24 protein-coding genes are annotated in these 26981 nt (G+C 74.6%); 15 read left to right on the top strand and 9 right to left on the bottom strand.

The annotated features are described in order from the left end of the window. Positions 1–11 precede the first annotated feature (11 nt). Complete coding sequence (locus OOK34_RS30065) at positions 12–1568, bottom strand: FAD-binding oxidoreductase (RefSeq protein ID WP_267037313.1); 1557 nt, start codon at positions 1566–1568, stop codon at positions 12–14. A 109-nt stretch (positions 1569–1677) separates the two neighbouring features. Beyond that, positions 1678–4422 carry a BTAD domain-containing putative transcriptional regulator gene (locus OOK34_RS30060; protein WP_267037312.1) on the bottom strand — a complete coding sequence of 915 codons (2745 nt, stop codon included), beginning with the start codon at positions 4420–4422 and terminating at the stop codon, positions 1678–1680. 505 nt (positions 4423–4927) lie between these two features. Here OOK34_RS30060 and OOK34_RS30055 point away from each other — a divergent pair. Beyond that, the gene (locus tag OOK34_RS30055) at positions 4928–5626 is read left to right on the top strand and encodes an alpha/beta fold hydrolase (RefSeq protein ID WP_267037311.1); all 699 of its coding nucleotides are present in this window, start codon (positions 4928–4930) and stop codon (positions 5624–5626) included. Positions 5627–5728: 102 nt separating this feature from the next. Here the strand turns inward: OOK34_RS30055 and OOK34_RS30050 are convergent, their stop codons facing one another. Further along, on the bottom strand, positions 5729–6382 hold the full coding sequence (locus tag OOK34_RS30050) for a class I SAM-dependent methyltransferase (protein WP_267037310.1): 654 nt from the start codon (positions 6380–6382) through the stop codon (positions 5729–5731). A gap of 260 nt (positions 6383–6642) precedes the next feature. Then, positions 6643–8106: an IucA/IucC family siderophore biosynthesis protein gene (locus tag OOK34_RS30045; protein ID WP_267037556.1), complete on the bottom strand. Its 1464-nt coding sequence runs from the start codon at positions 8104–8106 to the stop codon at positions 6643–6645. 194 nt (positions 8107–8300) lie between these two features. On the opposite strand from OOK34_RS30045, the gene OOK34_RS30040 reads away from it, so the two are divergent. Both OOK34_RS30040 and OOK34_RS30035 read left to right on the top strand, forming a co-directional pair. Beyond that, a complete protein-coding gene (locus tag OOK34_RS30040; protein WP_267037309.1) occupies positions 8301–9839 on the top strand; it encodes an IucA/IucC family protein in 1539 nt (512 codons plus the stop codon). A 120-nt stretch (positions 9840–9959) separates the two neighbouring features. Beyond that, positions 9960–10793, top strand: coding sequence for a GntR family transcriptional regulator (locus OOK34_RS30035; RefSeq protein ID WP_267037308.1), 834 nt, complete (start codon positions 9960–9962; stop codon positions 10791–10793). 29 nt (positions 10794–10822) lie between these two features. Here the strand turns inward: OOK34_RS30035 and OOK34_RS30030 are convergent, their stop codons facing one another. Next, positions 10823–11155 (bottom strand): MarR family transcriptional regulator, encoded by a 333-nt coding sequence (locus OOK34_RS30030; protein ID WP_267037307.1) that lies wholly within the window; start codon positions 11153–11155, stop codon positions 10823–10825. Positions 11156–11301: 146 nt separating this feature from the next. Between OOK34_RS30030 and OOK34_RS30025 the strand changes: the two genes are divergently transcribed. From OOK34_RS30025 to OOK34_RS30015, 3 genes are all read left to right on the top strand, one after another. Then, positions 11302–12270: a SigB/SigF/SigG family RNA polymerase sigma factor gene (locus tag OOK34_RS30025; RefSeq protein WP_267037306.1), complete on the top strand. Its 969-nt coding sequence runs from the start codon at positions 11302–11304 to the stop codon at positions 12268–12270. A 211-nt stretch (positions 12271–12481) separates the two neighbouring features. Continuing rightward, positions 12482–13543 carry a glycine betaine/L-proline ABC transporter ATP-binding protein gene (locus tag OOK34_RS30020; RefSeq protein ID WP_267037305.1) on the top strand — a complete coding sequence of 354 codons (1062 nt, stop codon included), beginning with the start codon at positions 12482–12484 and terminating at the stop codon, positions 13541–13543. Next, positions 13543–15336 carry an ABC transporter permease/substrate binding protein gene (locus tag OOK34_RS30015; RefSeq protein ID WP_267037304.1) on the top strand — a complete coding sequence of 598 codons (1794 nt, stop codon included), beginning with the start codon at positions 13543–13545 and terminating at the stop codon, positions 15334–15336. The genes OOK34_RS30020 and OOK34_RS30015 overlap by 1 nt, the downstream gene beginning before the upstream one ends. Before the next feature lie 68 nt (positions 15337–15404). Here OOK34_RS30015 and OOK34_RS30010 read toward each other — a convergent pair whose 3' ends face one another. Then, complete coding sequence (locus OOK34_RS30010; protein WP_323183507.1) at positions 15405–17561, bottom strand: MMPL family transporter; 2157 nt, start codon at positions 17559–17561, stop codon at positions 15405–15407. Positions 17562–17860: 299 nt separating this feature from the next. Here OOK34_RS30010 and OOK34_RS30005 point away from each other — a divergent pair, with 299 nt between their 5' ends. The 3 genes from OOK34_RS30005 (at position 17861) to OOK34_RS29995 (ending at position 20122) form a co-directional block, all read left to right on the top strand. Then, positions 17861–19087 (top strand): sensor histidine kinase, encoded by a 1227-nt coding sequence (locus OOK34_RS30005; protein ID WP_267037302.1) that lies wholly within the window; start codon positions 17861–17863, stop codon positions 19085–19087. Further along, a complete protein-coding gene (locus OOK34_RS30000) occupies positions 19084–19752 on the top strand; it encodes a response regulator transcription factor (RefSeq protein ID WP_267037301.1) in 669 nt (222 codons plus the stop codon). Before OOK34_RS30005 ends, OOK34_RS30000 begins: the two co-directional genes overlap by 4 nt. A 142-nt stretch (positions 19753–19894) precedes the next feature. Further along, complete coding sequence (locus OOK34_RS29995; RefSeq protein ID WP_267037300.1) at positions 19895–20122, top strand: hypothetical protein; 228 nt, start codon at positions 19895–19897, stop codon at positions 20120–20122. Here OOK34_RS29995 and OOK34_RS29990 read toward each other — a convergent pair. After that, a complete protein-coding gene (locus OOK34_RS29990; RefSeq protein WP_267037299.1) occupies positions 20119–20541 on the bottom strand; it encodes a MarR family winged helix-turn-helix transcriptional regulator in 423 nt (140 codons plus the stop codon). The two genes, OOK34_RS29995 and OOK34_RS29990, sit on opposite strands and share 4 nt — an antisense overlap. A 163-nt stretch (positions 20542–20704) precedes the next feature. On the opposite strand from OOK34_RS29990, the gene eno reads away from it, so the two are divergent. Beyond that, entirely contained in the window at positions 20705–22012 is a 1308-nt protein-coding gene (eno, locus tag OOK34_RS29985; protein ID WP_267037298.1) for a phosphopyruvate hydratase, read from the top strand. 109 nt (positions 22013–22121) lie between these two features. Beyond that, positions 22122–22463, top strand: coding sequence for a hypothetical protein (locus OOK34_RS29980; RefSeq protein WP_267037297.1), 342 nt, complete (start codon positions 22122–22124; stop codon positions 22461–22463). Between the two features lie 17 nt (positions 22464–22480). On the opposite strand, the gene OOK34_RS29975 is transcribed toward OOK34_RS29980, so the two are convergent. Both OOK34_RS29975 and OOK34_RS29970 read right to left on the bottom strand, forming a co-directional pair. Next, positions 22481–23218 carry a hypothetical protein gene (locus OOK34_RS29975; RefSeq protein ID WP_267037296.1) on the bottom strand — a complete coding sequence of 246 codons (738 nt, stop codon included), beginning with the start codon at positions 23216–23218 and terminating at the stop codon, positions 22481–22483. Between the two features lie 78 nt (positions 23219–23296). After that, entirely contained in the window at positions 23297–24607 is a 1311-nt protein-coding gene (locus tag OOK34_RS29970) for an MFS transporter (protein ID WP_267037295.1), read from the bottom strand. 113 nt (positions 24608–24720) lie between these two features. Here OOK34_RS29970 and OOK34_RS29965 point away from each other — a divergent pair, with 113 nt between their 5' ends. From OOK34_RS29965 to rpsN, 4 genes are all read left to right on the top strand, one after another. Then, a complete protein-coding gene (locus tag OOK34_RS29965; RefSeq protein WP_267037294.1) occupies positions 24721–25788 on the top strand; it encodes an AI-2E family transporter in 1068 nt (355 codons plus the stop codon). A gap of 42 nt (positions 25789–25830) precedes the next feature. Continuing rightward, positions 25831–26076 carry a DUF6158 family protein gene (locus tag OOK34_RS29960; protein WP_267037293.1) on the top strand — a complete coding sequence of 82 codons (246 nt, stop codon included), beginning with the start codon at positions 25831–25833 and terminating at the stop codon, positions 26074–26076. 287 nt (positions 26077–26363) lie between these two features. Further along, on the top strand, positions 26364–26600 hold the full coding sequence (rpmB, locus tag OOK34_RS29955) for a 50S ribosomal protein L28 (protein ID WP_267037292.1): 237 nt from the start codon (positions 26364–26366) through the stop codon (positions 26598–26600). Further along, positions 26600–26905, top strand: a complete 306-nt coding sequence (rpsN, locus tag OOK34_RS29950) for a 30S ribosomal protein S14 (RefSeq protein ID WP_267037291.1) — start codon at positions 26600–26602, stop codon at positions 26903–26905. Before rpmB ends, rpsN begins: the two co-directional genes overlap by 1 nt. The last annotated feature ends 76 nt before the right edge of the window (positions 26906–26981 follow it).

The following is a 26981-nucleotide window of genomic DNA, read 5'->3' as shown; positions in this document are numbered from 1 at the left end:
TCGTGACCGTCCTAGACGGCCTGGGGGAAACGGAACAGCCGGTCCGGGTCGTAGGCGCGCCTGATCTCCTCCAGGCGGGGGAGGTTGGACCCGTAGTAGGCCTCGCGCCAGCCGGCGAGCTTCGGATCGGCGTAGTTCTGGTAGGCGCGGCCGCCCGCCCACGGGCGCAGGCCGCGCCAGAGCCCGTCGAGCCATTCGTGGTGCCGGGCCACCTCCGCGGCCGTCGCGGACCCGGGCCAGTAGACGAGGTACTGGGCCAGGAAGGCGCTGTCCCGGTGCACGAAGGCGGTGCCGCCGGCGGGCACCCGGTTCACGGCCCCTCCGCACACCCCGTCGAACTGGACCACGCCGAGCCCGCCGCCCGGCACCTGCCGCCCGTAGCGGCGGACGGCGTCCAGCACCGCCGCCACCGCCGCCTCCGGCAGCCCGGCCCCGCCCCAGAAGTCGGAGCGGGTCGCGTACGAGTCACGGCCGAGGCGCCCCTGCGGATCCCGGCCGGGCAGCCGGCCCGGCAGCCTGCACTGGGCGGGGCCGCGGTCGGCGCAGCCCGCCATGGCCCGCAGGGTGTCCCCGTAGCTCCGTACGGTGATCCAGCTGTCCTGCGGGTCCCGGCCCACCAGGCCGGCCAGCCGGGTCAGCTCCCGCTCCAGCTCCGCGCGCCCGTCGAGGCACACCACCCGGACGGCGGGGACGGCCGCGGCGGCTCCGTCGCCCGCCTCCACGGTGAACTCCACCTGGCTCCAGAACGGGTCCGGCAGCCCGCCCAGCCAGCGCTGCCAGCCGCGCAGCACCGCCGCGGAGTCCGCGCCGGGCCAGTGCAGTTCGGCGAAGGCGGCGTCGCCGACCGGATGGGTGCGCAGCCGGAACTCGGTGACCACCCCGAAGTTGCCGCCCCCACCCCCGCGCAGCGCCCAGTACAGGTCGGGGTCCCGGCCGGGGCCGGCCTCGCGGACCACCCCGTCCGGGGTCACCACGCGGGCGCCCGAGAGCCGGTCGCAGGTGGTCCCGTAGGCCCGGGAGGCCAGCCCCAGCCCGCCGCCGAGGGTGAGCCCGGCGATGCCGACGGAGGGGCACAGCCCGGCGGGGACGCCCAGGCCGCGCGCGGCGAGCACCGCGTGCACATCGGCGAGCCGGGCCCCGGCCCCCACCCGTACCTCGTCCCCTTCGACCGTCACCGCGGCCATCGCCCCGGTGTCCACCACCAGCCCGGCGGCGACCGTGGACCACCCCGCGTAGCTGTGGCCGCCGCCGCGCGGCACCACCGGCGCGGCGCTGCGGCGGGCGAAGTCCAGGCAGACGGCCACGTCCCCGGCGTGCGCGGGGTAGGCCACGGCCCCGGGCGCGACGGTGTCGTAGCGGGGCTGGAAGAGCTGGCGGGCCTCGGCGTAGTCCGCGTCCCCCGGAAGGACCACCCGCCCGTCCATCGCGCGGGAGAGCGCCCCGAAGTCGGGGCCCGCGGCCGGCCGCGCGTGCCCCCGCGCCCCGTCCGCCCGCGCGCTCCCGCCGGCGGCGGCGAGAACGGCGGCGGCCGTACCGGCGGCGAGGACCCGGCGGCGTGGAAGGCTCATCCCCCCTTCCTGCCACCGCCCGGCCCGATCCCCGCGCAGGCGGGCCCGCCCGGCGCCCGTTGCCGCCCGAACGGACCAGGACCGCGACGGACGGTACGGGAGACGCCCCCTAACCCCGCGACAGAGCCGCCAGGGCGGCGCGCGCCGCGCTCTCGCCCTCCTCGAAGGAGTGGGCCCGCGCCTCCCGGACGGCGTCGTCGAGCTGGCGCACGGCTTCGCCCCTGCGGCCCGTCGCCGCGAGCGCCTCGCCGTACAGGGTGCGCAGCACCACCCGCCGCGGCGCCGCCATGGGCGGTGCGGCCAGGGCCAGCCCGCGGACCGCGTGCTCGGCGGCCGCCTCGGGCGCGCCCACGGACAGCAGGTGCTGCGTGAGGTGCTGGTGGGCCAGGGTGACCGTGTCGCTGCGCCCGGCCCGCTCGGCCAGGGCGAGGGCCGAGGCCAGCAGGTCCCCGGGCCGGCCGCGTTCGCCGGCGCGCGTGAGCGCGAGGGCGAGGTTGATCCGGGCGATCGCCTCCCCGGCCGTGTCGCCCGCCAGGGCCGCCAGCCCGGGGGCCCGCTCCAGCTGTACGAGGGCCTCCTGGGGCCGGCCCTCCTCGGCCAGCACCCAGCCCAGCAGGGCCCGGGTCCGGGACTGGGCGCCGGCGTCCCCGTCGAGTTCGGCGCAGGCCAGTCCCTGCTGGAGCAGCGGCACCCAGCCGTCGCGGACCTGCCACACGATCAGCGGCCACTGGAGCAGGACCAGCCGCCAGGCGCGGTCGTGCAGTCCGGCGTCGACGGCCGACTCGACCGCGCCGCGCAGCGCGTCCCGTTCGGCGGCGAACCAGGCCAGGGCGTCCGCACGGTCGGTGAACGACCGCACCGGGGCGGCCCGCCGGGTTCCGGTGGGCAGGGCGCAGCAGGGCTCGCTGCCGGGCTCGGCGGCGGCGCAGGCCGCGAGGAGCGTGCGCATCCAGTGGTCGAGCAGCCGCAGCAGCCCCTCCGGGTCGTACCCGGGCGCGAGGCTCCGCGCGTAGAGGCGTACCAGGTCGTGCAGTACGTAGGCCTGCGGGCCGGTCTCCACGACCAGCTGGGCGGAGGCCAGCTGGTCCAGGGCAGCGGCGGCCTGGCTGGGCAGGCAGCCGGCGAGCGCCGCGGCGGTGCGGGTGTCGAGGGCGGCTCCGGTGTGCGGTCCGAGGTGGTGGAACATCCGCCGGGCGGGTTCGGGCAGGTGCTGCACGGTGAGGCCGAGGGCGGCGGCGACCCCGGTGCTCCCCACGTTCAGCAGGTCCAGCCGGGTGTGTTCGTCGGCGAGTTCACCGGCGAAGGCCGCGAGGCCCTGGTGCGGGCGGGTGGCGAGCCGGGCGGCGGCCACGCGCAGGGCCAGGGGCAGGCCGTCGCACAGGCGGGCGAGCCGCGCGGCGGCCTCGGGCTCGGCCGCGACCAGGTCGGCGCCCAGGACGGCCGCGAGCAGCTCGGTGGACTGCGCGGCGGGCAGTTCGCGCACCTGTACGGGGCGGGCGGCGTCGGAGACCACCAGCTCGCCGAGCCGGCTGCGGCTGGTGACGAGGGTGACGCAGCCGTCGCCGCCGGGCAGCAGGGGGAGGACCTGTTCGCAGTCACGGGCGTTGTCGAGGACGACCAGCATCCGGCGCCCGCTGGTCAGTTCCCGGTAGCGGGCGCCGAGGGCCTGGGGCGAATCGGGCATCCGCTCGGCCGGGACACCGAGGGCGAGCAGGAACTCGCGCAGGACGGCGGTGGTGTCCCGGGCCGGGATCGCGCTGTAGCCGTGGAGGTCGACGAAGAGCCGGCCGTCGGGGAACCGCGCGCCGTGCCGGTGTGCCCAGTGCAGGGCGAGCGCGGTCTTCCCCACGCCGGCGCTGCCCGTGACCGTGACGATCGGATCGGGGTCCTCGGCCAAGGCCCGGTCGAGCGCCGCCAGTTCGGCGGTCCGGCCGGTGAAGCAGCGGGGGCGGCGCGGCAGGAGCTGCGGCTCGGCCGGCGGGTGCGGGCGGGCCGGGGCGTGCGGGACCGCTGCGTCGGCTTCCCCGGCCTCCCGGGGTTCCTCGTGCGCCCAGGATGCCTGGCCGGGTCCCGCGGAGGCCCCGACGGCCGCGGGGACGGGCGGCGCGGGGACGTCGGCCCGCAGCAGAGCGGTGTACGCGTCCGTGAGCACCGCTCCGGGATCGACACCGAGCTGATCGGCGAGCTGCTTGCGCGTGCGGTGGAACCAGTCCAGGGCGTCCGACTGTCGGCCCGACCGGCCCAGGGCCAGCATCAGCGCCGCGATCAGCGGCTCCCGCAGCGGGTTCAGCGCGGCCTCGGCGTGCAGCAGGGCCGTCGCGGCGGCGTGCTCGCCGAGCAGGGTGTGGGCCTCGGCCAGTTCCTCCACGGCGGTCAGCCGCATCTCGTCCAGGCCGTGCGCGGCCGTCTCCAGCAGCGGACCGCCCACGGTCCCGCCGAGCGCGGGCCCCTCCCACAGTGCGAGCGCCTCGCGCAGCAGCCGTACGGTGCGGGCCGGTTCGCGCTCTTTGCGGGCGAGCCGGTGCAGTTCCCCGAAGCGGTGCGCGTCCACCAGGGACTCGGGCAGCCGCAGCGCGTACGCCGAGCCCTGGGTGAGGAGTTCGACACCGTGGGCCTGCGCCCCGTGCTCGGCGAACAGGGCCCGCAGCCGCGAGACGTGGCCCTGGAGCACGGTCCGGGAGTGCCGCGGCGGATCCTCGTCCCACAGCGCGCGGGTCAGACTCTCCACGCCGACGGCCGCGTTGGGCCGCAGCAGGAGCACGGCCAGCAGGCTGCGGCGCTTGGCGGGGCCGAGTTCCAAGGGCCTTCCGCACTCGGTCATCAAGGAGACCGCCCCCAGCACGCGGAATTCCATGCATGCTCCTTCCATCCATTTTCCCCCCGCCCGAGCATATGTCTCGGTATTTCGGTTCATGAGGGGTATCCCGGCCAATCGCGCTTGCTCCCGCGAGCGGCCCGGCACCGCGCGTACCTGCGGTGATGCCGGGAAAGGCCCTGAGGGGCAATGATCGCCGACGTTCCGTTAGCCGTCCGTTAGGGCCCCGTTTGCGGCGGCTGGAAGGCTCTTCCTCGCCGGGCGGTCCGCTCGGCGGCATCCGCCGCCCCAGCCCCGTGGGGGCGGGGGCCCCGGCGGACCGCCCGGCATCCTCCTCGTCCCCACGGGCCCGGAGGGCCCCACATACCCGACGGCCCCACAGCCCCCGGGCGTGCGGCGCGGCTTCACCGCCGCGGTGCCCCGCCCGGCCCCCCACCGCGCGGCGCGCAGGCACTGTTCCGGCCTGCGCGCCGTGCGCGGTCCCGGGGCGCAGGCCGAAAGTATTGTCGGGCGGACTGTCGGACCGCTCGGCTACGGTGCGGGCATGACGGAGTTCGTATTGGTCGCAGGTGCGTGGCTCGGAGCGTGGGCGTGGGACGAGGTGGCGGCGCCGCTGCGTGCGGCCGGTCACGGCGCCCATCCGCTGACGCTGTCCGGCCTCGCCGACAAGCAGGGCGTGCCGGCCGGGCAGCAGATCCACGTCCAGGACATCGTGGACGAGGTGGAACGCCGGGATCTGCGCGACGTCGTCCTGGTCGGGCACAGCTACGCGGGGATCCCGGTCGGTCAGGCCGCCGAGCGCATCGGCGACCGGCTGGCCCGCGTGGTCTTCGTCGACTCCAGTGTTCCGGCCGACGGCGGGTCGTTCGTCTCCGCCTGGTGGCAGGGTCCGGCGGAACTGGAGGCCGCGATCGCCGGAAACGGCGGCTTCTGGGCACCGCGGACCGCAGCCGACTATGACGGTCAGGACCTCACCGATGAGCAGATCGCCCGGATCGTGGGCGGCTCGACGCCCCATCCGGGTGCCTCGCTGGCCGAACCGGCCGTGCTGAAGCGGCCACTCGGCGAGCTCCCGGCGACCTACGTCAAATGCCTCCTCGACGGCGCCGAGCCGAGCGAGGACGTGGCCGGACTGCTGACCGGCGAGCACTGGCGGCTGGTAGAGATGGACACCGGCCACTGGCCGATGTTCTCCCGGCCGGGCGAACTGGCGCGGATCCTCCTGGACGCGGCCGGGGAGTGACCGCGGTTCCATGACGACGGGCGGGACCGGGGCCAGGGCCGGGGCCGAGACCGGGACCCGGGCCGGGACCGGGGCCCCGCCCACGGCCCGCACCCGGCCCCGTCAGGCGGCGGGCGGCCGGCGCAGCAGCAGGAACCCCTGCGGTCCCCGCTCCCGCGCGTCCGGCTCCCGTACCAGCCGGGCGACTTCGGCCAGGCCCGCCCCGGCCAGCAGCGAGGCGATCAGCTCCGGCGGGGTCCCGTACACGTCGAGGTCGACCGGATGCCCGTAGGCGTGCTCCAGCCGCCGCCGCTCGTCCCCGGCCTCGAAAGCGGTCAGCAGGTACCCCCCGGGCGCCAGTACCCGGGCGAACTCCGCGAAGACGGCGGGCAGTTCCCCCGGCGGGGTGTGCACGGTGGAGTACCAGGCGAGGACCCCGCCCAGCACCCCGTCGGCCATGTCCAGCCCGGCCATCCTGCCCACTTCGAACCGCAGCCCCGGATAGCTGCGCCGGGCCACCGCCACCATCGCGGGGGAGAGGTCGACCCCGAAGGTCCGTACGCCGAGGCCGTCCAGGTACGCCGTCACCCGGCCCGTACCGCAGCCCAGGTCGGCGACCGCCCCGCCGCCCGCGCCGCGGACGTACTCGGCGAAGGCGTCCAGCAGGGCCCGGTCCAGGGGCCGGGTCTCCAGGGCGTCGCTCACGAGCCGGGCGTAGTCGACCGCGACGGCGTCGTAGGACGCCTGGACGGCACTGAGGCGCGAGGTCTCTGTCATGCCCCTGAACAGTAGCCCGCCCGGCCGCCCCGCTCACCCCCGCCGGCCCACCACCCGCGCCTAGTGCTGTGACCGGCAAGGTTCACCGGGTCACGGCGCCCGGCACGGCACCTCGCAGCGTTGTCGGACCGCGCAAGTACGTCCAGTACGAGCCGCGGTCCTCCGCCTTGCGATGCACCGCACCGGACACCGCGACCCGGCAAACCTTTCCGGCCGCAGCACTAGGGTCAGCCTCCGCTCAGCTCCGGGTCAGCCGCCGCTCAGCCGCCGCTCAGCGGACCCGGCAGTTCCGCCCACTGGTCCCCCGGCACCCCCGGACTCAGCCGCATCAGCGTGAGCGCCTTCACCGGCAGCGGCCCGCTCCGCAGCACCTCGGAGTCGGCGGTCGGTGCCAGACCGTCCAGCCCGGCCGCGAGGCAGGCCCCGAAGGCCTCGGCCGAGCCCGCCGTCGAGGCGAGCGCCCCGGCCGCCAGGGAGCCGAACAGCTTGCGCCGCAGCACCGTTTCGTCGTCCGTGACGAGCCGGCCCGCCAGGGGCGGCACCGGCAGGCCGTGCCGGGCCAGGCGGGCGGGGCTGATCCGGATGTCGGCCAGGTCCCGGTAGACCAGCCGCAGCGGGGTCCCGTCGGGCGCCAGCACCACCAGGAGGTTCTGGCCGTGTGCCTCCAGCGCCACGCCGAGGTCCAGCACCCGCAGGCACACCGACAGCGCGAGCCGGGCGAACTCGGCCCGCCAGGCGGCCGACCGGGCCGGCCCGGTGCCCGCCAGCGCCGCCACCGCAACCACCCGCTCGCCCGGCCGCGCGTACGCCTCCGGGGGCTCGCGGAGCACCGCCGCCAGGTCCGGGCTGTACGCGGTGGCCGCGCCCAGGGTCCGGGTGATGTGCAGGCGGCCGTCGAGCCGCTCGGTCAGCGCGTGGGCGAAGGCGGAGACCACGGCCGCCGTCTCCACCGAGTAGGCGGAGATGTCGCGGACGGAGGAGGTCAGCCGGGTGCTCAGCGCCGTCTTCACATGGGGGCCGCCCGCCGCCGGGGCGAGCGTACGCAGCGCCATCAGCGGATGCGCCGCGAACCCGGGCAGGACCTCCTCGCCCTTCAGGACGTGCTCCGCCTGCCAGGGGTGCACCGGCACCAGGATCCGGTCCCCGTCGCGCAGGTGCTCCGGCCACTCCCCGGCCAGCAGGCACTCCCGCGTCCGTACGGGGACCAGCCCGAGCCCCACCAACGGCCGGTGCTCCGGCGCGTACGCCAGCTGCTCGGCCACCGTGAAACCGGGCCGGGAGCGGCAGTTGGGGTGGTACGGGTGCCCGTCCACCACCCGCTGCTCCCACTCCCACCCGGCCTGCGGGCCGTCCTCTTCCCCCTGCGGCTGCCCGGCCCGGGACAGGGCCAGGGAGGCGGTGCTGTCGTCGAGTTCGGCGGCGAAGGCGGCGCCGTGCGGCACCCGCAGCGCCGAGAACAGCCGGGCCGCCTGGCGGTACGCCCGCCCGTCGAGCCGTACCTCGCCGACGAGGGAGCCCGTCGCGTACGGGTCGGCGCGCGGCCCCTCCAGTCGTCCGCCCCCGGCCAGCAGCAGCGTGAGCGAGTCCGGCCCGTGCTCCCGGCGCACCACCCACGGCAGCGGTTCGTAGGCCAGCGCCCGCCACAGCCGGGTCAGCACGGCGGAGCGCGCACCGTCCAGCGAGGCCTCGTACGCGGACCCCAGCCCGGGCCGTACGCCGGCCAGCGCGACGGCGACGGACTCCTCGGCGGCGGTGGCGGGGGAGTGCCCGGAGTCGGGCGGGGAAACGTACCTGCTGCGGTCCAGGGGTCCATTCCTTTCGGATCGCTTCACCTGATGATCACGTCATCATCGCGGATACTGAAGATCACGGCCGGTGGTCCTTCCCGCGAACCTCCGGCACACCGGAGACGGACCGAATGGAACCAGTGGACCTCAACACCGCCGCCGACGCCTACAGCGCCGCCCCGCTCCTGAACTGCCTGCTCCGGGAGGTGGGCGAGGCCGAGGGCGGGCAGGTCCACCGGCTGCGCGGCAGCGGCCGGCTGCTGCGGGTGAGCGGCGGACGCCGCCCCGCCGGCGCGCAGCTGCGGACGGCGGACGGCTGGCATCCGCTCAGCCACGCGGAACTGGTCAAGCTCACCTCCGACGAACTGCACCGGTACACCGGCGTCTCCAACGACGAGCTGCCGGGCGAGATCGGCGACAGCCGCGGGGCCGTCGCCGCGCTGCTGGCCGCCCGGGCGGTCGCCGACGCGCCCGAGGACCCGTACGTCCTGTCCGAACAGGCCCTGGTCATGGGCCATCCGCACCACCCCGCGCCCAAGGCCCGGGGCGGCGCGCCCGCCGCGAGCTGGCTGCCGTACGCCCCCGAGGCCCATACCCGCTTCCCGCTGGTGATGCTCGGGCTGCGCGAGGACCAGGCCGTCGAGGAGGGCGGTCCGGCCGCCGCCGACGCGGTCGACGCGCTGGCCGGGATACTCGACGGCCCCCGCCCGCCCGCCGGCTACCGGGCGCTGCCCGCGCACCCCTGGCAGCTGGAACTGGTCGCCGGACGGCCGGAGCTGCGCGAGGCCTTCGCCGACGGGCGCCTGCTGCGGCTCGGCCCGACCCGGCTGCCGGTGTGGCCCACCGCCTCCGTCCGGACCGTGTACGCGCCCGACCCGGCCGCCGACCTGTTCGCGAAGTTCAGCCTCGACGTCCGGATCACCAACGACATCCGCCGGCTGTGGCGCCACGACCTGCTGAAGCTGCGCCGCACCGACTCCGCCGTCGAGGCCGGCTTCGCCGATCTGCGCCGCCGTACGGGATCGGGCGCGGTGTGGCTGAGCGACCGCGGGTACCGCACCGCCGCCTTCGCCTTCGAGGAACTGGCCGTCCTGGTCCGCGACGGCCTGCGCGCGCGGACGGTGGCGGGATCGACGCCGCTGCTGGCCGCCGCGCTCGCCGAGGGCTTCCCCGGCAGCCCGCTCGACGCCGCGCCCGATCCGGCCGGATGGTGGCGGGCGTACCTGCGCCATGTCGTGCCTCCGGTGCTGGACCTGTTCGCCCGGCACGGGATCGTGCTGGAGGCCCACCTCCAGAACTGCCTGGTCTCGGTGGACGACCGGGGCATGCCGGTGCAGGCCCTCTTCCGCGACGCGGAGGGTGTGAAACTCCCGCAGGACATGCCGCGCGAGGGCGCCTGGCAGCGGCTCGTGTACTGCCTGGTCGTCAACCACCTCGCGGAGGTGGGCGGGGCCCTGGCCGAGCGCCATCCGCGGGCGGCCGCGCAGGTGTGGCCGGCGGTCCGCGCGGAGCTGCTGCGCTACGACGCCGCGTACGGCCTGCCCGAGATCGCGGAGCTGGTCGAGGCCCCCGCGCTTCCGGCCAAGACGAACCTGCTGCTGCGCTGGACCCGCGCGGACGGCGCCGACGCGCGCTACCTGCCGCTGCCGAACCCGCTGCGGATGGCGTAGCCGGGTACTTCCGGCCAAGGTGGTCGGGGCCGGCACAACCCCCGTACCGAAAGGTATAGACCAATGCTAGGTTGGTCGGGCAGACCGCGCAGTCCTTGACCACCCGTCAGAGGAGAAGCCATGCCCTCCCTTTCGCGGGGCGGCGGCCCGGCCGTCATGCCCAAGTACCAGCGGATCGCCGCACAGCTGCGGGACGAACTCGACCGCGCCGCCCGGACCTCCGGCGGCAGACTGCCCTCCGAACGCACCCTGGCCGCCCGCTACGAGGTCAACCGGCAGACCGTCCGCGCCGCCCTCCAGGAGCTGCGCGCCGACGGTCTGATCGTCACCGGCCGCCGGGGCACCCGGGCCGCGACCCCCGGGCCGCGCCGGGAGGCGGACGGCCCCGCGTACGCCGCCACGGCCGGGCCCGCTGCCACCGCCGCATCCGCCGCGCCCGCCGCGCCCGCCGTGCCCCGGCTCGCGCCGGCCCGGCCGCCCGGCGGCGCCCGGCTCACCCGCAGCCGGCTCGCCCTGGTCACCGTGCCGCCCTCGCTCGCCGCCCTGCTCGGGATGGGCGGCGGGGAGCGCACCCTGGTCCACCACCACCGCGTGTACGGCCCGGCCGGGCAGACGCTCCGGCACACCGTGACCTACCTCTGCCCGCGCACGGTCGCCCGTACCCCGGAGCTGGCGGCCTACCTCGAGCGGCCGGCCGGGGCCCGCGCCGAGGACCTGCGGCCGCTGCACCGCTGGCTGGAGCGGGCCGCCGCGCGCGGCCGGACCTCCGAGACCATCACGATGACCCGTACCAGCGACCCGGCGGGCGCCGCTCCCGTCTGCGGGCTGTCCGTACGCCGCACCGTGCACGACGGCTCCGGCCGGCTGCTCGCGGTCACGGACCTGGCGTTCACCGGCTGGGACCGGCTCACCTTCCACCGCGAGCCCGAGGCGATCGGATTCCGCGTGACGTAGTACACGGCGTACTCGGCGCCGGCGCGGCCCTACTCCGGGGCGTGCGGGGCGGTGGCCCCCTCGGCGGCGGGTGCTCCGGTGAGCAGGGCGAGCAGCCCGGCCACCTGGACCCCGGCCTCGGCGGGGTGCCGGAACACGGCGCCCGCCGAGATCTCGTAGCGGTTGCGCCGCCCGTCCCGTACGCGCCGGAGGTACCCGTCCGACTCGAGGTCGGTGACGATCGTCTGGACGGTCCGCTCGGTGAGCGCGCACGCCAGGGCGACATCCCTCAGCCGCACGGCCGGGTCCCGGGCGATGGTCACCAGAACGCGGGCGTGATTTGTGAGAAATGTCCAGTTGTGTCGGCGTTCCATGCTCCCCATGCGGTCATGATGCGGCACGCGATTCACGTGATACAAGACGTGAAATGCGTTTCCGGCATTTCTTGACGTGTGAGCGGAATCGGTCCAGCATCGACGGCAGTCAAGGTCCCGCGCCGCAAGCCGACCAGCCCAAGGAGCGAACCCCCATGCCGGTCCCCGCCCACCATTCCCATACCGCCGACACCGCCACGGACAGCTCCTTCGGCCACCGCCCGCCCCTGCTGCCCGCCCCCCGCAGCAGCGGCCGGGCCGCCGCCCGCGAGGCGGGCCTGCCCCGGATCGACGAGCCCCGGGAAGTGGCCCCGGCGGACGCGCGAGAGCTGTCCCGGGTCTTCTTCGTACGGCTCCGCGAGCTGGCCGAGGGCACTCCCGAGCGCCAGTACGTCCGCAACACCCTCATCGAGATGAACGCCTCACTCGTCCAGTACGCCGTCCGCCGCTTCCGCGGTCGCGCCGACGGGGCCGCCGGGGACGTCGACGACCTCGTCCAGGTCGGCACCATCGGCCTGATCAAGGCCATCGACCGGTTCGACCCGGCCCGCGAGAACGAGTTCGCCACCCTCGCCATGCCGTACATCACAGGTGAGATAAAACGCCACTTCCGCGACACCGCCTGGGCCGTCCACGTCCCGCGCCGGCTCCAGGAGCTGCGCATCGACATCGCCAAGGCGAAGGAGGAGCTCACGGTCCTGCTCGACCGCTCGCCCACCGTCCGCGACCTGGCCGCCCACCTCGACCTCAGCGACGAGCAGGTCATAGAGGGTCTGGTCGCCGCCAACGGCCACACCAGCGGCTCCCTCGACGCCCCGCACGCCGAGCACGGCGACGGCCCGGCCGAGGGCCACACCCTCGCCGAGGTCCTGGGGGAGGAGGAGCCGGCCCTGGAGCTCGTCGAGGACGTCCAGACCCTGGCCCCGCTGCTCGAACGCCTCAGCGACCGGGAACGCACCATGCTCCGGATGCGCTTCGGCGAGGAGCTGACCCAGGCCCAGATCGGCGCCGCCCTCGGCATCTCCCAGATGCAGGTGTCCCGGCTCCTGACCCGTCTCCTCGCCCACCTGCGGACCTCCATGCTGGCCGACCCGGAGCCGGAGCCCGGACGCCGTACCGCCTGAGGCCGGGGCCGCCGAACCCCCTCCCCGGGGTGAGTTGGATCACTTCACCGTTTGCCGGAGCGAAGGCCGGGCAGTCGCGCCGCTGGAGCGGAACCACGTCCTCCGGCCGCTGGGCCGCAGACGAGGTCCGCGCGGGCCGATCCCGCCCCGCTCCCCGGCCCGCGCGTCCCCCCGGCGGCGGGCCGGAACCGGTACGACCCGCGAGGTGTATGTGTCCACGCTTAAGGCCGAGCACGTCTACAAGGTGTTCGCGAGACGCCCCGACCGCCAGGCGGCCGCGGTCCGCGCGCTCGAACGCGGCGCGGACCGCGACGAGCTGCGCGCAGACGGCACCACGGCGGCGGTGATCGACGCCTCCTTCAGCGTCGAGCCCGGCCAGATCTTCGTCGTCATGGGCCTGTCCGGATCCGGCAAGTCCACCCTCCTGCGGATGCTCAACGGACTGCTGGAGCCCACCTCCGGCCGCATCCTCTTCGACGGCGAGGACCTCACCGCGCTGACCCCGCGCGAGCTGCGCCGCGTACGCTCCACCAAGATCTCCATGGTGTTCCAGCACTTCGCGCTCTTCCCGCACCGCGACGTCCTGGCCAACGCCGCCTACGGTCTGGAGGTCCAGGGCGTCCCCCGGGCCGAGCGCGAACGGCGCGCCGCCGAGGCGCTGGCGCTGTGCGGGCTCGGCGGCTGGGAGAACTCCTGGCCCGACGAACTCTCCGGCGGCATGCAGCAGCGCGTGGGCCTGGCCCGCGCCCTGGCCACCGACGCCGACCTGCTCCTGATGGACGAGTCCTTCAGCGCCCTGGACCCGCTGATCCGCCGCGACATGCAGGACCAGCTCCTCGAACTCCAGCGGACCCTGAAGAAGACCATCGTCTTCATCACCCACGACCTCAACGAGGCCATGCGCCTCGGCGACCGGGTCGCCGTCATGCGCGACGGCCGGATCGTCCAGCAGGGCACGGCCGAGGACATCCTCACCCGCCCCGCCGACCGGTACGTCGCCTCCTTCGTCCAGGACGTGGACCGCTCCCGCGTGCTCACCGCCGACGCCGTCATGGACGAGGCCCCGGACGGCGCGGACGCCTGCGCCTGCCCCACCGTCAGCACCGACACCCCGCTCGCCGACCTCTGCGCCGTCAGCGCCCGCGTCCCGCACGCCGTCGCCGTCACCGGCGCGGACGGCGCCGTCGTCGGCTCCGTGCCCCAGGACCGGCTCGTCGCCTTCATCGGCGACGAACAAAGGCCCCCGATGGCCTGTGCGGAGGTGGCGGCCTGATGCCCCGCCTGCACCTCGGAGCCTGGGCCGACAGCGCGGTCGACTTCCTCCAGCGCCACCTGTCCTGGCTCTTCGACACGATCAGCGCGCTGGTCGGCGGCCTCTACGACGGCATCGACGCCGTGCTGTCCGCCCCCGCCCCGCTGCTCTTCGCCGGGCTCCTCGCCCTCGCCGCCTGGTGGCTGCGCGGCCTGCTCGCGGGCCTGCTCGCCTTCGCCGCCTTCGCGCTCGTGGACTCCGTCGCCCTGTGGGACGAGGCCATGTCCACCCTGTCCCTGGTCCTGGTCGCCACCTTCGTCACGCTGCTGATCGCGCTCCCGCTGGGCGTCTGGGCAGCGCGCTCCGACAAGGTCAGCGCCGCCCTGCGGCCCGTACTGGACTTCATGCAGACCATGCCGGCCATGGTCTACCTCATCCCCGGCATCATCTTCTTCGGCGTGGGCGTGGTCCCCGGCATCATCGCCACGATCGTCTTCTCGCTGCCGCCGGGCGTACGGATGACCGAGCTCGGCATCCGCCAGGTCGACGCCGAACTGGTCGAGGCCGCCGAGGCCTTCGGCACCGCCCCGCGCGAGACCCTCGTCCGCGTCCAGCTGCCGCTCGCCCTGCCCACGATCATGGCGGGCGTCAACCAGGTCATCATGCTCGGCCTGTCCATGGTCGTGATCGCCGGCATGGTCGGCGGCGGCGGACTCGGCGGCGCCGTCTACCGGGCCATCGGCAGCGTCGACATCGGCCTGGGCTTCGAGGCGGGCCTGTCCATCGTCGTCCTCGCCATGTACCTGGACCGGATGACCGGGGCCCTGGGCCGCCAGGTCTCCCCGGTCGGCCGCCGGGCCCAGGCCCTGGCCCGGTCCGCCGCGAGCGGTACGGCCCGGCTGTGGAACCACCGCCCGCAGCCCCTCCACGCCGTCACTGCGGCCGTGGTCCTCGCCCTCGTCGCGGGGGCCCTGAGCACCTTCGGCGGCTCCGGATCCCCCCAGGCGGCCACCGGCGCCGAGGACGTGGGCAAGGGCCGCAAGGTCAGCATCGGCTACATCCCGTGGGACGAGGGCATCGCCTCGACCTTCCTGTGGAAGGAGCTGCTGGAGCGCCGCGGCTTCGAGGTCGACGCCCGCCAGCTGGAGCTGGGCGCCCTGTTCACCGGCCTCGCCGGCGGCCAGGTCGACTTCCAGACCGACGCCTGGCTGCCGGTCACCCAGGCCCAGTACTGGGAGAAGTACGGGAACAAGCTGGACGACCTGGGCTCCTGGTACGACCCCACCTCCATCGAGCTCTCCGTCCCCTCCTACGTGAAGGACGTGAAGTCCCTCGCCGACCTCAAGGGCAAGGGGGCGCAGTTCAAGGGCCGGATCATCGGCATCGAGCCGAGCGCGGGCGCCATGTCCGTACTGAAGGAGAAGGTCCTGAAGGAGTACGGCCTCGAGGGCGAGTACCAGGTCGTCGACGGCTCCACCCCGGGCATGCTCGCCGAGCTGAAGCGGTCCTACGAGAAGAGGGAACCTGTGATCAGCGTGCTGTGGTCCCCGCACTGGGCCTATTCCACCTACGAGCTGACCAAGCTGGCCGACCCCAAGGGCGTCTGGGGCCGCGGCGATGGCATCCACACCCTCGCCCGCAAGGGCTTCGCCGCCGACGAGCCCGAGATCGCCGCCTGGCTGCGCTCGTTCAAGCTCACCGAGGCCCAGCTCACCGGCCTGGAGGCGCAGATCCAGGACATGGGCAAGGGCAAGGAACAGCAGGCGGTCCGCGCCTGGCTGGACGACCACCCGGAGGTCGCGCACCTCGCCTGACCGGATACGCGCCGGGGCGCGGGACCACTGCGGTCCCGCGCCCCGGCGTTTCGGCACGCGTCCCCGGTTCAGCCCACCGGCACCCGCTCGGCTTCGGCCCGCTCCGCCCGGTGCTCCCCGCCCCGGGTGCGCGGCCGCAGCGGCCACCACAGCGACCGGCCCAGCAGCGCGGCCAGCGCCGGCACCAGGACGATCGACAGGACAAGGGCGGAGAGCAGGATCCCGACCGCCGTCGCGAAGCCGGTCTGCTGCGTCCCGGCGTGCGGGCTCACGGCCAGGCTGCCGAAGGACGCGGCGAGCACCAGCCCGGCCGTCGCGATCGCCGGCGCGGTGTGCCGTACGGCGCGGGCCACCGCCGCGCGGGCCGGTCCGGGCCGTCCCATCTCCTCCCGGACCCGGTCGCTGATGAGGATGTTGTAGTCGGTGCCCAGCGCCACCACGAACAGGAACAGCACCAGCGGGAGCGTGAAGTCCACGCCCGGCCGCCCCAGCCCGTGCTGGAAGACCAGCGTCGAGGCCCCCAGCGTGGCCGCGAAGCCGAGGCCCACCGCGAGCATCAGCACCACCGGCGCGAGCAGGCTCCGCAGCAGCACCAGCAGGATGACGGCGATCAGGACCGCCGCCACCGGGAAGATCACCCTCAGGTCCTCGTCGACGGCCACCGCGATGTCCGCGAACACCGAAGCCGTACCTCCGACATGGGCCTCGGTCCCGGCCGGCAGGTGCGCGCGGACCGTCTCGCGGACCGGCCCGGAGACCAGGTCGCGGGCCTTCTGCCCGCCGGACTCCACGGTCAGCAGCAGGTCGATCCGGGCCGCCTTCCCGTCCTCGCTCAGCACGGTCGGGGCGACCTGGCCCACTCCGGGCACCCGGGAGAGCGCCCCGGCCAGGCCGGCCACGCGCTCCGCGCCCAGCGCGGCGCCGTCCGTGGCGGCGACGAGCACGCTCGTCGGGTCCGAGACCCCGGCCGGCAGGGACCGGGAGATCTCCGCGGCCGTCTCCACGGCGGCGGTCCGCTCGCCGTCCGCGCCGGACTGCCCGTAGTCCATGCGCATGCCGGCCAGACCCGCCGTCAGCGCGCCGAGCAGCGCCACCGAGGCGAGGACCAGCACGACGGGACGCCGGGCCGTCAGCCGGCCGAGCCCGCCCGCCACGCCCTCACGGGGTTCGCGCTTCAGGGCGCGCGAGGGCCAGAACATCTTCCGGCCGGTCACGGCCAGCAGCGCCGGCATCAGCGTGAGGCTGCCCAGCAGCATCACCAGCACGGACACCGCGATCGCCGGGCCCAGCACCCGGAACTGGCCGAAGGAGGCGATCCCGAGGGTGGCGAAGGCGGCGACGATCGTCAGCGCCGCCGAGGTGACGGCCGTGCCCACCCGGCCGGCGACCTCGCGGGCCGCCTCGCGTCCGGTCTGTCCCGGGTGGCGCCGCAGCTGCTCGCGGAAGCGGAACAGCAGGAAGAGGAAGTAGTCGATCCCGATGCCCATCAGCACCACGTTGATCAGCCCGGGGGTGGAGGGGGCCAGCCGGATGCCGGTCGCCATCGACGCCAGGATCACCGCCCCGGCCGCCGCGCCCCCGATGACCGCCACCGCGAGCAGCGGCAGCAGCGCGGCCGCCACACTGCGGAACACCAGGACGTGGAGCAGCACGATCAGGCCCATGACCACCGCGCCGACCACCGCCGACCGGGTCTTCTCGGCATCGGCGGTGTCCACCGTGCTGGCCAGCCCGCCCGTGAACCCCGTACGCATGCCCGCCTCCGCGAAGGCGGTCCTGGCCTGCTCCCGGAACTCCCGGTAGGTGCCCTGCACCCCCGGGTCCTCGGGATTCCCCTTCAGCTCGACGGACAACAGCCGGAAGGACCGGTCCGGGGCCGTCATCCCCGCGCCGATCCGCGGGACCTGGGAGTGGTCCTGCCCGAAGGGCGGATCGTCCTCGTTCCGCGGCATGACGACCTTCCGCCCGGCCAGTTGCGCCGACACCTCCTCGATCCTCCGCTCGTCGGACCCGCCGAGCGCGCCGCCGTCCGTACGGGCCACCAGCACCGTCACCGGATCGCTGTCCGGCCGGGCGCCGAAGCTCTCCTCGGAGATGCGCAGCGCGGCCGCCGAATCGTAGGAGGCGGGCAGGAAACCGTCGTTGCCGGGCTGGGTGGCACGGAAGACGAACACCTGGCCCAGGATCGCCAGCCCGATGCCCAGCAGCGCCCAGAGAGCGATCACTTTCCATGGGTTCCTCGTCGAGCATCCCGTCAGGGCGCGGATCACTGTTCTCCTCCGGTCTGTCTGTGCCGATGCCGGCCGGTGTCCGGCCGGTATCCAGACCATCAGCGGCCGGGCGGGAAAACGTCCTGGTGAAGAAGGAGTTCGCGGCCGGGACCACGGTCCGGGAACCGCCCCGGACCAGGACCCTGGTCCTGGTACGGACCGGCCCCCGGGGCCGGTGTCCGGGGCCGCGGGCGGTGTGAGAATGGATCTACGAGGGCAGCCGCGCGGCGGTCCGTGGGGGAGGGGCCGAGGCGATGGGCACGCGCGCCGAGAAGCTGACGTGGACGCGCAATGACGCACTGGTGGCGGTCGGCGCGGCGGCCGTGGACCTCACGGGCTTCGCCTTCGACACGCAGTTCGAGGACGCTCCCCTGGGGGTCACCGCGGCGTTCTTCGTGGTGGCCTCGGCGCTGGCCCTGCTCGCCCGGCGCCGCCACCCGGTGCTCACGCTCGCGGCGGTACTGCTGCTGGGCGCGGTGGCGAACCTGACCGCCCCGGTGTCCCCGCACTTCGGCCTCACCCCGGCCGTCGGCCTGTACTCGGTCGCCGTGGCCTGCCGGCCCGCCGTGCTGCTCTTCGCGGCCCTCGCGACGGCGCCCGTCGTCAGCCTGGGCCAGGGCGGCCTGCCCTTCGACTCCGGCCCGGCCGTCCTCGCCAACACCGGCGCCACCCTCCTCGTCGTCGCCACCGGCCTGCTGGTCAAGCGCTGGCAGCGGGAGACCGAGGCCAACCGGATCCTGCTCGCCGACCGCGCGGTGGCCGAGGAACGCCGCCGGATCGCCCGGGAGCTGCACGACATCGTCGCCCACCACATCACCACCATGCAGCTGATGGCCGGCGGGGCCCGCGCCAACCTCGCCCACGACCCCGACGCGGCCCGCGAGGCCCTGGTGACCCTGGAGGCCTCCGGCCGGATGGCCCTCGGGGAGATGCGGCAACTGCTCGACGTCCTGCGGGCCGGGGAGGAACCGGAGTCCGCCCCGCCGGCCCCGCAGCCCGGAGCCGGGGACCTGGAGCGGATCGTCACCGAGTCCCGGCTCGCCGGGATGGACACCGAGTTCACCGTGAGCGGCCCGGCCCGCCCGCTGCCGCCCACCGTCGGCCTGACGGTGTTCCGGGTCGTACAGGAGGCCCTGACCAATGCCCGCAAGCACGCCGGGAACGCCCCGGCCCGGGTGCGGCTGACGTACCGTCCGGACGAGGTCACCGTCGAGGTCTGCGACGAGGGCCCCGGCGAAGGAGCCGGTCGCCGCACGCCCCCACGGCCGCCCCGGCGCGGCGGGTACGGGCTGATCGGCATGCGGGAACGCGTCGCCCTGCACGGCGGCACCCTGGAGGCCGCACCCCGGCAGGCCGGCGGCTTCCGTGTCGCGGCCCGCCTCCCGGCCCCGGCCGAGCACCCGGAACACGCAGAACACCCAGAACGCTCAGAACACCCGGAACACCCGGAACGCCCGCGACGAGAGGAACCCCGCCGATGATCCGCGTGCTCATCGCAGACGACCAGCCGCTGGTGCGGCGCGGCCTGGCCCTGATCCTGGCGCCCGACCCGGACATCGAGGTCGTCGGCGAGGCCGGGGACGGGGCCGAGGCCGTGGCCCTCGCCGAGCGGCTGCACCCCGACGTGGTGGTCATGGACATCCGGATGCCGGTGCTCGACGGAGTGGCCGCCACCGCGCAACTGGCTGCGGCCCGGCCGCAGTCCCGGGTGCTCGCGCTGAGCACCTTCGACATGGACGAGTACGTGGTCGCCGCCCTGCGCGCCGGCGCCTACGGCTTCCTGCCCAAGGACATCTCCCCCGAGGAGCTGATCGCGGCCGTCCGCACCGTCCACACCGGGGAGGCCGCCGTCGCGCCGAGGCTGCTGACCCGGCTGATCTCCACCTACGTACGGTCCGCCCCGCGCGAGCCCCGGCCCGCGCCGGCGGACCCCGCCGGGCTCACCCCGCGCGAGGTGGAGATCTGGCGGCTGCTCGCCGGCGGCCTCGACAACGCCGGGATCGCCGCGGACCTGGACATCAGCGTCTCCACGGTCAAGAACCACATCACCGCGATCTTCGGGAAGCTGGGCGTACGCGACCGCGCGCAGGCGGTGATCGCCGCGTACGAGACGGGGCTGGTGGAGGCCGAACGGAGGGGTGCTTGATCACCAAGTGCCCGCAGAGGCCCGGAATCCCCCTGGCCCCCGCACTCCTGACCAGCCGGAACACTGGACGATCTGCCCGTGTGTCCGGGGCGCCGTACATGGCACAGTGCCAGGAGTACAGCCGCCGGACCAGGGAGCCCCCATGCGTGATCCGCACCCCATGCCGCCGGTGCTCGCGGCAGCGCCCGAGTGCCGGACCGAGCCGGGCGCGCCGCAGGCGTCGTCCCCGCTGCCGGTCTGCCCGCGGTGCACCGGCGCGCCGGAGCGGATCTCCTGGCGCCAGCGCCCCGGCGAGCCCGTGGTCCTGGTCTTCGAACCCTGCGGCCACCGCTGGCTCTCCCCGGCCCCGCCCGTCCTGGCCGTCACCTAGCGTGTGGCGAGCCGCTCCAGCAGGGCGGCGCTCCGTGCCAGCAGCGCCCGCTCCTCATCGGTGAGTTCGGCCTCGATGGCCTGCGCGAGCCAGCCGACCCTGCGGCCGCGCTCCGCTTCGAGCGCGGCCCGGCCCGCGTCCGACAGCTCGACCAGCGACTTGCGGCCGTCCGTGGGGTGCGCCCGGCGCGTGATCAGGTTCTGTTCCATGAGCAGCCCCACCGCCCGGGCCATCGACTGGGGGCGTACGCGCTGATCGGCGGCGAGGTCGCTGGTGGTCATGGCGCCGTCGCGGTCGAGTGCGCCGAGCACGGCGACCTGCCCCAGCGGGATGCTGTCCTCGTGTTTGACGCGCCGGGTGAGCTTGCCCATCGCGGTGCGCAGTTCTGCGGCGATGGCGGCGGCTTCCGAGGTGGGCATAGCGCATTTTAGCCCGTTGACCAGCAAAGCTGTGCACCTGACCTGCGCAGCAATGCTGTACAGCGAAACTGAGCAGCATTGCTGTAGGGTTTGGTCTTGTCGGGCTCAGCGCCAGCGTCGTCGCAGCCGGGGCCACGGCACACGACAACGGGAAGGACCTCCCATGTCCGCAAAGGCAGCCACCACCGTCAACGCCGCCATCGAGACCGTCACCGCCCGCCGGATCATCGACAGCCGGGGCAACCCCACGGTCGAGGTCGACGTCGTCCTGGCGGACGGATCCCTGGGGCGCGCGGCCGTCCCCTCCGGCGCCTCCACCGGCGCCCGGGAGGCCGTGGAACTGCGCGACGGGGACTCCGCGCGCTGGCACGGCAAGGGCGTCGACCGCGCGGTGGCCCACGTCAACGGGGAGATCGCGGCGTCCGTGCGCGGCCGGGACGCGGCGGACCAGGCGGGTCTCGACGCCGCGCTGGTCGCCCTCGACGGCACCGCCACGAAGTCCCGGCTCGGCGCCAACGCGATCCTCGGCGTCTCCCTCGCCACCGCCAAGGCCGCCGCGGCGGCCCACCGCCAGCCCCTCTACCGCTACCTCGGCGGCGCCGACGCCCGCCTCCTGCCGCTGCCGATGATGAACATCGTCAACGGCGGCGCCCACGCCGACAATCCGCTGGACTTCCAGGAGTTCATGATCGCGCCCGTGGGCGCGGACACCTTCGCCGAAGCCGTCCGCATGGGCAGCGAGGTCTTCCACACCCTGCGCCGCGACCTGCTGGCCGCCGGGCACTCCACGGGCGTCGGCGACGAGGGCGGCTTCGCGCCCGCGCTGCGTACCGCCGAGGAGGCGCTCGACTTCGTGATGGCCGCCATCGAGCGCAGCGGCTACCGCCCCGGCACCGACATCGGCCTGATCATGGACCCCGCGTCCTCGGAGTTCTTCCGCGACGGGGTCTACGACTACGCCGGTGAAGGCGTGCGCCGCACCCCCTCCGAGAACGCCGACTACCTGGCCAAGCTCATCGACGCCTACCCGGTCCTCTCCATCGAGGACCCCATGGCGGAGAACGACTGGGACGGCTGGCGCGAGCTGACCGCCCGCGTCGGCGACCGCTGCCAGCTCACCGGCGACGACCTGTTCTGCACCAGCGAGACCCTGCTGCGCGAGGGCATCCGCACCGGCGCCGGCAACTCGATCCTGATCAAGGTCAACCAGATCGGCACCCTGACCGAGGCGCTGGCGGCCGTGGCCACGGCCCACCAGGCGGGCTGGACGGCCGTCATGTCGCACCGCTCGGGCGAGACGGAGGACACCACCATCGCGGATCTGGCGGTGGCCACCGGCTGCGGTCAGATCAAGACCGGCTCACTCTCCCGCTCCGACCGCACCGCCAAGTACAACCAACTGATCCGGATCGAAGAGGAGCTGGGCGACTCGGCGCGCTACGCGGGCCGCTCCGCACTGCGCCGGGCGTGAACGGCGGGCAGCGGCCGCGACCTCGTATCCTGCACTGAGCTCACCCCCGAGCAGTATCGATGAGCCGGGTCGCGCCGCGCGCCGACCCGGCGGGAACGGGAGAACCCTGATGGACGTGCAGCACTTCGAGCGGATCACCGCGTTCATCGAGGCGCGGCTCACCCCGCTGTTCGAGGCGGAGACCGGAAGTGAGCGCGGCTTCGCGATGGACGACACCTCCCGGGCCCTGCGCGCGCTGCGCAACAGCGTGCTGGAGGCCTCCGCCGTCAAGGGGCTCATCGAGAAGCGGGAGACGGCCGAGCCGCGCGTCCGCAACGTCATCGACCAGTCGGTGGAACACCACTGGGACGTGCTGCGCGGGATCGCCCGCCAGTGGGAGGACCACGCCGACTTCCGCCGGGAGTTCAAGCGCCACGCGTGGGAGCTGGACGAGACCCCCGCCTCCGCCTGAGCACCGCAAGGGACAACCTAGCGGCTGGGCGCGCCGCCGATCAGGTAGTCGATCCGGCGCTGGAAACCGCTCCAGCGCCGGTCGTGCCGGTACGCCCGCTTGATGGTCCGGGCCCGGGTCCGGGGGCGGCGCACGTAGTAGCGGCGCGCCCAGGGTGACACCGGCCGGGCCAGCCGTACCGCGGCGATCAGGGCGATCAGCGGCACGATCGCCCCGATCATCGCGAGGCGGGGTTTGCCCTTGAGGAGCGCCACCGCGGCCAGCAGCAGGTTGACCAGCAGAGTGGCCACGAGGACCAGCCGGTTCTCCTGCTGATCCTCGGTCAGGCCGTCCACACCCAGCGGCAGGAACCCCAACAGCAGCAGCCCCGTCAGGGCGGAGGTCATGATCACGACCTCGATGCTGAGCGTGCCCTCCTTGCTCCAGTAGACGTCGCTCAGGTGCAGGATCAGCGCGAACTCGTCCAGGACCAGCCCCGTGCCCATCCCGAACAGCACGGCCGCCACCCAGGAGCCCCACCCCGTCCGGCCGCCGGCGATCGCGGTGAAGCCGCCGACGGTCATCAGGATCACCCCGGGGACGCAGTGGTGCACGTGCAGACCACCCGGTGTGACATTGCGGAAGGGGCCCTTCCCCGCGCGGATCATCCGGGTGATGATCCGGGTCACCGCGAAGGTCACGACGAACGCCATCAGAGCCAGGAGCAGCGGCAGTTTCCCCGGCTCCAGGATGTTGCGGTACCACCAGTCGCCCATGCCGTCACCCTCCCGGCCCCGGCCGCCGCGCGCACCGCGAAGACCGCCGTTCGGGCGCCGGGGCGAAGCCCGTCGGGCTCAGACCGCAGCCCCCGCCGGGTCCGCCAGCGGCGTCGGCCCGGCCTCCCGGGCGGCCCGGCGGCGCAGCGCGTCCTCGTCGGTGTCCGCGTCGTAGGAGATCAGCTTCGGCAGCACCGCGGCCAGCAGCGCCACCGACGCCACGCAGGCCAGCCCGCCGCTCCAGAAGGCCGGCCGGGTACCGGTCCACCCGGCCATGGTGCCCGCCCGGACCTGACCGAGCTGCGGTCCGAGGCTGTACGAGAGCACCTCGATCCCCGCGAGCCGCCCCCGCAGCTCCTCCGGGATCGTCTGGTTCCAGATCGTGGACCGGCCCAGCGCGCTCAGCATGTCGCCGGCGCCCGCCACCGCCAGGCACAGCAGCACCGGCCAGATACCGGAGAACCAGCCCGCCGCCGCGATCGCCAGCCCCCAGACGGCGGCGCCGAAGACCACCAGCAGCCCGTGCCGGCGTACCCCCGACACCCAACCGCTGGTCAGCCCCAGCACCAGCGAACCCACCGCCCCCGCCGCGTACATCAGGCCCAGCGCCCACACGGCGTCCAGCTCGTCGGCCAGGAAGGGGAGGATGGCGTTCGGGAACGCGAAGAACATCGCCGCCAGGTCGACGGCGTACGTACCCAGCAGCACCGGCCGGCTCCACGCGTACCGCGCGCCCTCGGCGATCCCCCGCAACGAGGGCCGCTCCCCGCCCTTCACCGGCGGCGCCGGGCTGAGCCGCGCGCACAGGACCACCGAGACGGCGAAACCCACGACGGTCACCCCGTACGCCGACGCGTAACCGGCGTACGCGACGACCACCCCGGCCAGCGCCGGACCGGCGATCGCCCCGAACTGGTAGCGCAGCGCGTTGAGCGCGGCGGCGGCGCTCAGCTGGTCGTGCGGCACGATCCGCGCCATCAGCGAATCCAGCGCCGGACGCTGGAGCCCCGTCAGTGCCGACACCCCGGCCGCCACCACGTACAGCGGCCACAGCAGCGGATCCGGCAGCAGCGAGTTCACCAGGAGCACCAGCGCGAGCACCCCGAGCCCGGCCTCGGTCAGCAGGATCAGCCGCCGCCGGTCGACCGCGTCGGCCAGGGCGCCGCCGTACAGCCCGCAGACCACCAGCGGAACCAGCTCCACCGCGCCCATGGCACCGACCGCCAGCGGCGAGTCCGTCAGGTGCTTGATCTGGAGCGGCAGGGCGATCATCGCCATGAACGAGCCGAAGAAGGTGACCGTCCCCTGGAAGAACAGCAGCCGGAAGTCACGGCTGGAACGCCAGGGGGAGAGGTCGGGCAGTACGGAGGCCAAACGGGATCTGCTCACGGCGGGCCATCCTGCGCGGCCCCCGCGAGCCCCGGCAACGCATTTTCGCCCCGGACGGCTCAAAACCGCACCCGGCGCGTGGCAGGGCCCGCCTGCGGTGGCAGCCATGGATCATGCCGCCGGTGTCCCCGTTCCTGCGTACGGCCGCGTCCTACGCCTGGCGCCTGCTGGTCGTCGGCGTGGCCGTCTACGCCGTCTTCTCCGTGCTGGGCCGCTTCCACGAGATCGGCGTGGCGCTCTTCCTCGCCCTGGTCGTCACCGCGCTGCTGTCGCCCCTCGCCCGGGTCCTCGCCCGCCACGTGCCCCGCTCCCTCGCGGTCGCCGTCAGCCTGACCGGCAGCGTGCTCCTGCTGCTCGGCGTCCTCGCCCTGGTCGGGGAGGCCGTGGCGGGGGAGAGCGCCAGCTTGGTCCGGGAGTTCCGCGAGGGCCTGACCAGCATCGAGAAGTGGCTGGAGCGCCCGCCGTTCCGGATGGACCCGGGAGCACTCGGCGACCTCCAGGCCCGGCTCGGCGAGTACCTCTCGACCCACCGCTCGACCCTGCTCAGTACGGCCCTGAGCGGCGCCGGGCACCTGGTGCAGGTGCTCACCGTCCTGGCGCTCGCGGTCTTCGCCTCGGTCTTCTTCCTGCACGGCGGAGACCGGCAGTGGGCGTGGTTCTGCGCCCAGCTGCCCGAGGGGGCGCGCGGGCGCGTGGCGGTCGCAGGGCGCGCGGCCTGGCGTACCTTCACCGGCTACACGCACGGGATCGTGCTGGTCGCGGCGACGAACGCGGTGCTCGTCGGGGTGGCGCTCTACTTCCTCGGGGTCCCGCTGGCCCTCCCGCTCGCGCTGCTGGAGTTCTTCGCGGCCTTCGTCCCCCTCGTCGGATCGCCCGTGGCGCTGGCCGTCGCCGCCGTGGTCGCGCTGGCGGCGAAGGGGCCGGTCATCGCCGGCGTGGTGATCGCCCTGATCGTGGTGATCGGCCAGATCGAGGGGCACCTGCTGCACCCGATGGTGATGAGCTGGGCGGTGCGGCTGCACCCGCTCGTGGTGGCGGTCTCGGTGATCGCCGGGGCCATCGCGGCCGGAGTGGTCGGCGCGGTGGTCGCGGTCCCCCTGGTCTCGGTGACCTGGTCCGTACGCTGCGCCCTGCGCTCCCACACCTCGCGGCCCGGCCCGGGATCCGGCCCGGACGGCTGATCGCCGTCCGCCCGTCTACCGTAGGACGTGGAGGTGGTTGCCATGGCAGAGCACGCCGCCGGAGCGGCGGCGCGGGAGCTGGAGGACGGCCGGTTGCTCAGGGAACTGGAGACCATCCACCGCACGCGCCACGAGACCCTCCTGCACGGTTCGGACGACGCGCTGGCCACGCACACCCAGCGGCTCAAGGAGCTGGAGGACGAGTACCTGCGCCGGCACCCGGACCGGGCGCCCACCTCGGCCCGTACCCGCTCCGGGGCCCGCGCCCGCACCCCGGGCGAGGACTGACGCCGGGTACCCCGGGAAGACTGGTCCGCCCCGCGCATGCGCGGGGCGGCAGTGGGCTTGTGCCCCCGGCCGGGGCCCCGAAACCCGGCCGGTCCACCGGGAGGCGTAGGGCAACAGGGCACAGGTGAGCTCCTCGCGCAGCCCGCAGCAGGCGCAGTCCTTGACGAGCGGTGGCGTACTTCGGTGCGAGCGATGTGGCTAGTATATGACAACGGTTTCCATTACCGATAACGAGTCCGTCCGGGAGTCCTTCCGGGCGGTTCCTTCCGAGAGAGGCAGGCAGCCCCTTGTCCGCACACTGCCAACTGACCGGCGCCAAGCCGGGATTCGGCAACCGCATCTCCCACTCGCACAGGCGCACGCCCCGCCGCTTCGACCCCAACATCCAGCGCAGGCGCTACTGGCTGCCGAGCGAAGGGCGCCACATCCGCCTCACGCTGAGCGTGAAGGCCGTGAAGACGGTGGACACCATCGGCGTCGAAGCCGCCGTCGCCCGCATCCGGGCGCGGGGAGGTCGGGTCTGATGGCGAAGCGCAGCAAGATCGTGCGCAACGACCGGCGCCGCGAGGTCGTCGCCCGGTACGCGGCCCGGCGCGCGGAGCTGAAGGAGGTCGTCCGCAGGCCCTCCTCCACGCCGGAGGAGCGCGCCCTCGCCCTCGCGGAGCTGCGGCGTCAGCCGCGTGACGCCAGCGCGACCCGGGTGCGCAACCGGGACGGCGTGGACGGCCGCCCGCGCGGGCACCTGCGCAAGTTCGGACTCTCCCGCATCCGGATGCGGGAGCAGGCGCACGCCGGCCTGCTGCCCGGGGTGGTCAAGTCCTCCTGGTGACGGCCCCGGCGTCCCGCACCTCCGGCGGGGTGCGGGGCGCCGGAAGGTGAGTCATCTTTGCTTCGAATGAGACAGA

Origin of the sequence: Streptomyces sp. NBC_00091 (assembly GCF_026343185.1) — a bacterium.
Classification (GTDB): domain Bacteria; phylum Actinomycetota; class Actinomycetes; order Streptomycetales; family Streptomycetaceae; genus Streptomyces.
The sequence above is the reverse complement of the archived record's forward strand: the minus strand, read 5'-3'. Positions and strand labels throughout refer to the sequence as shown.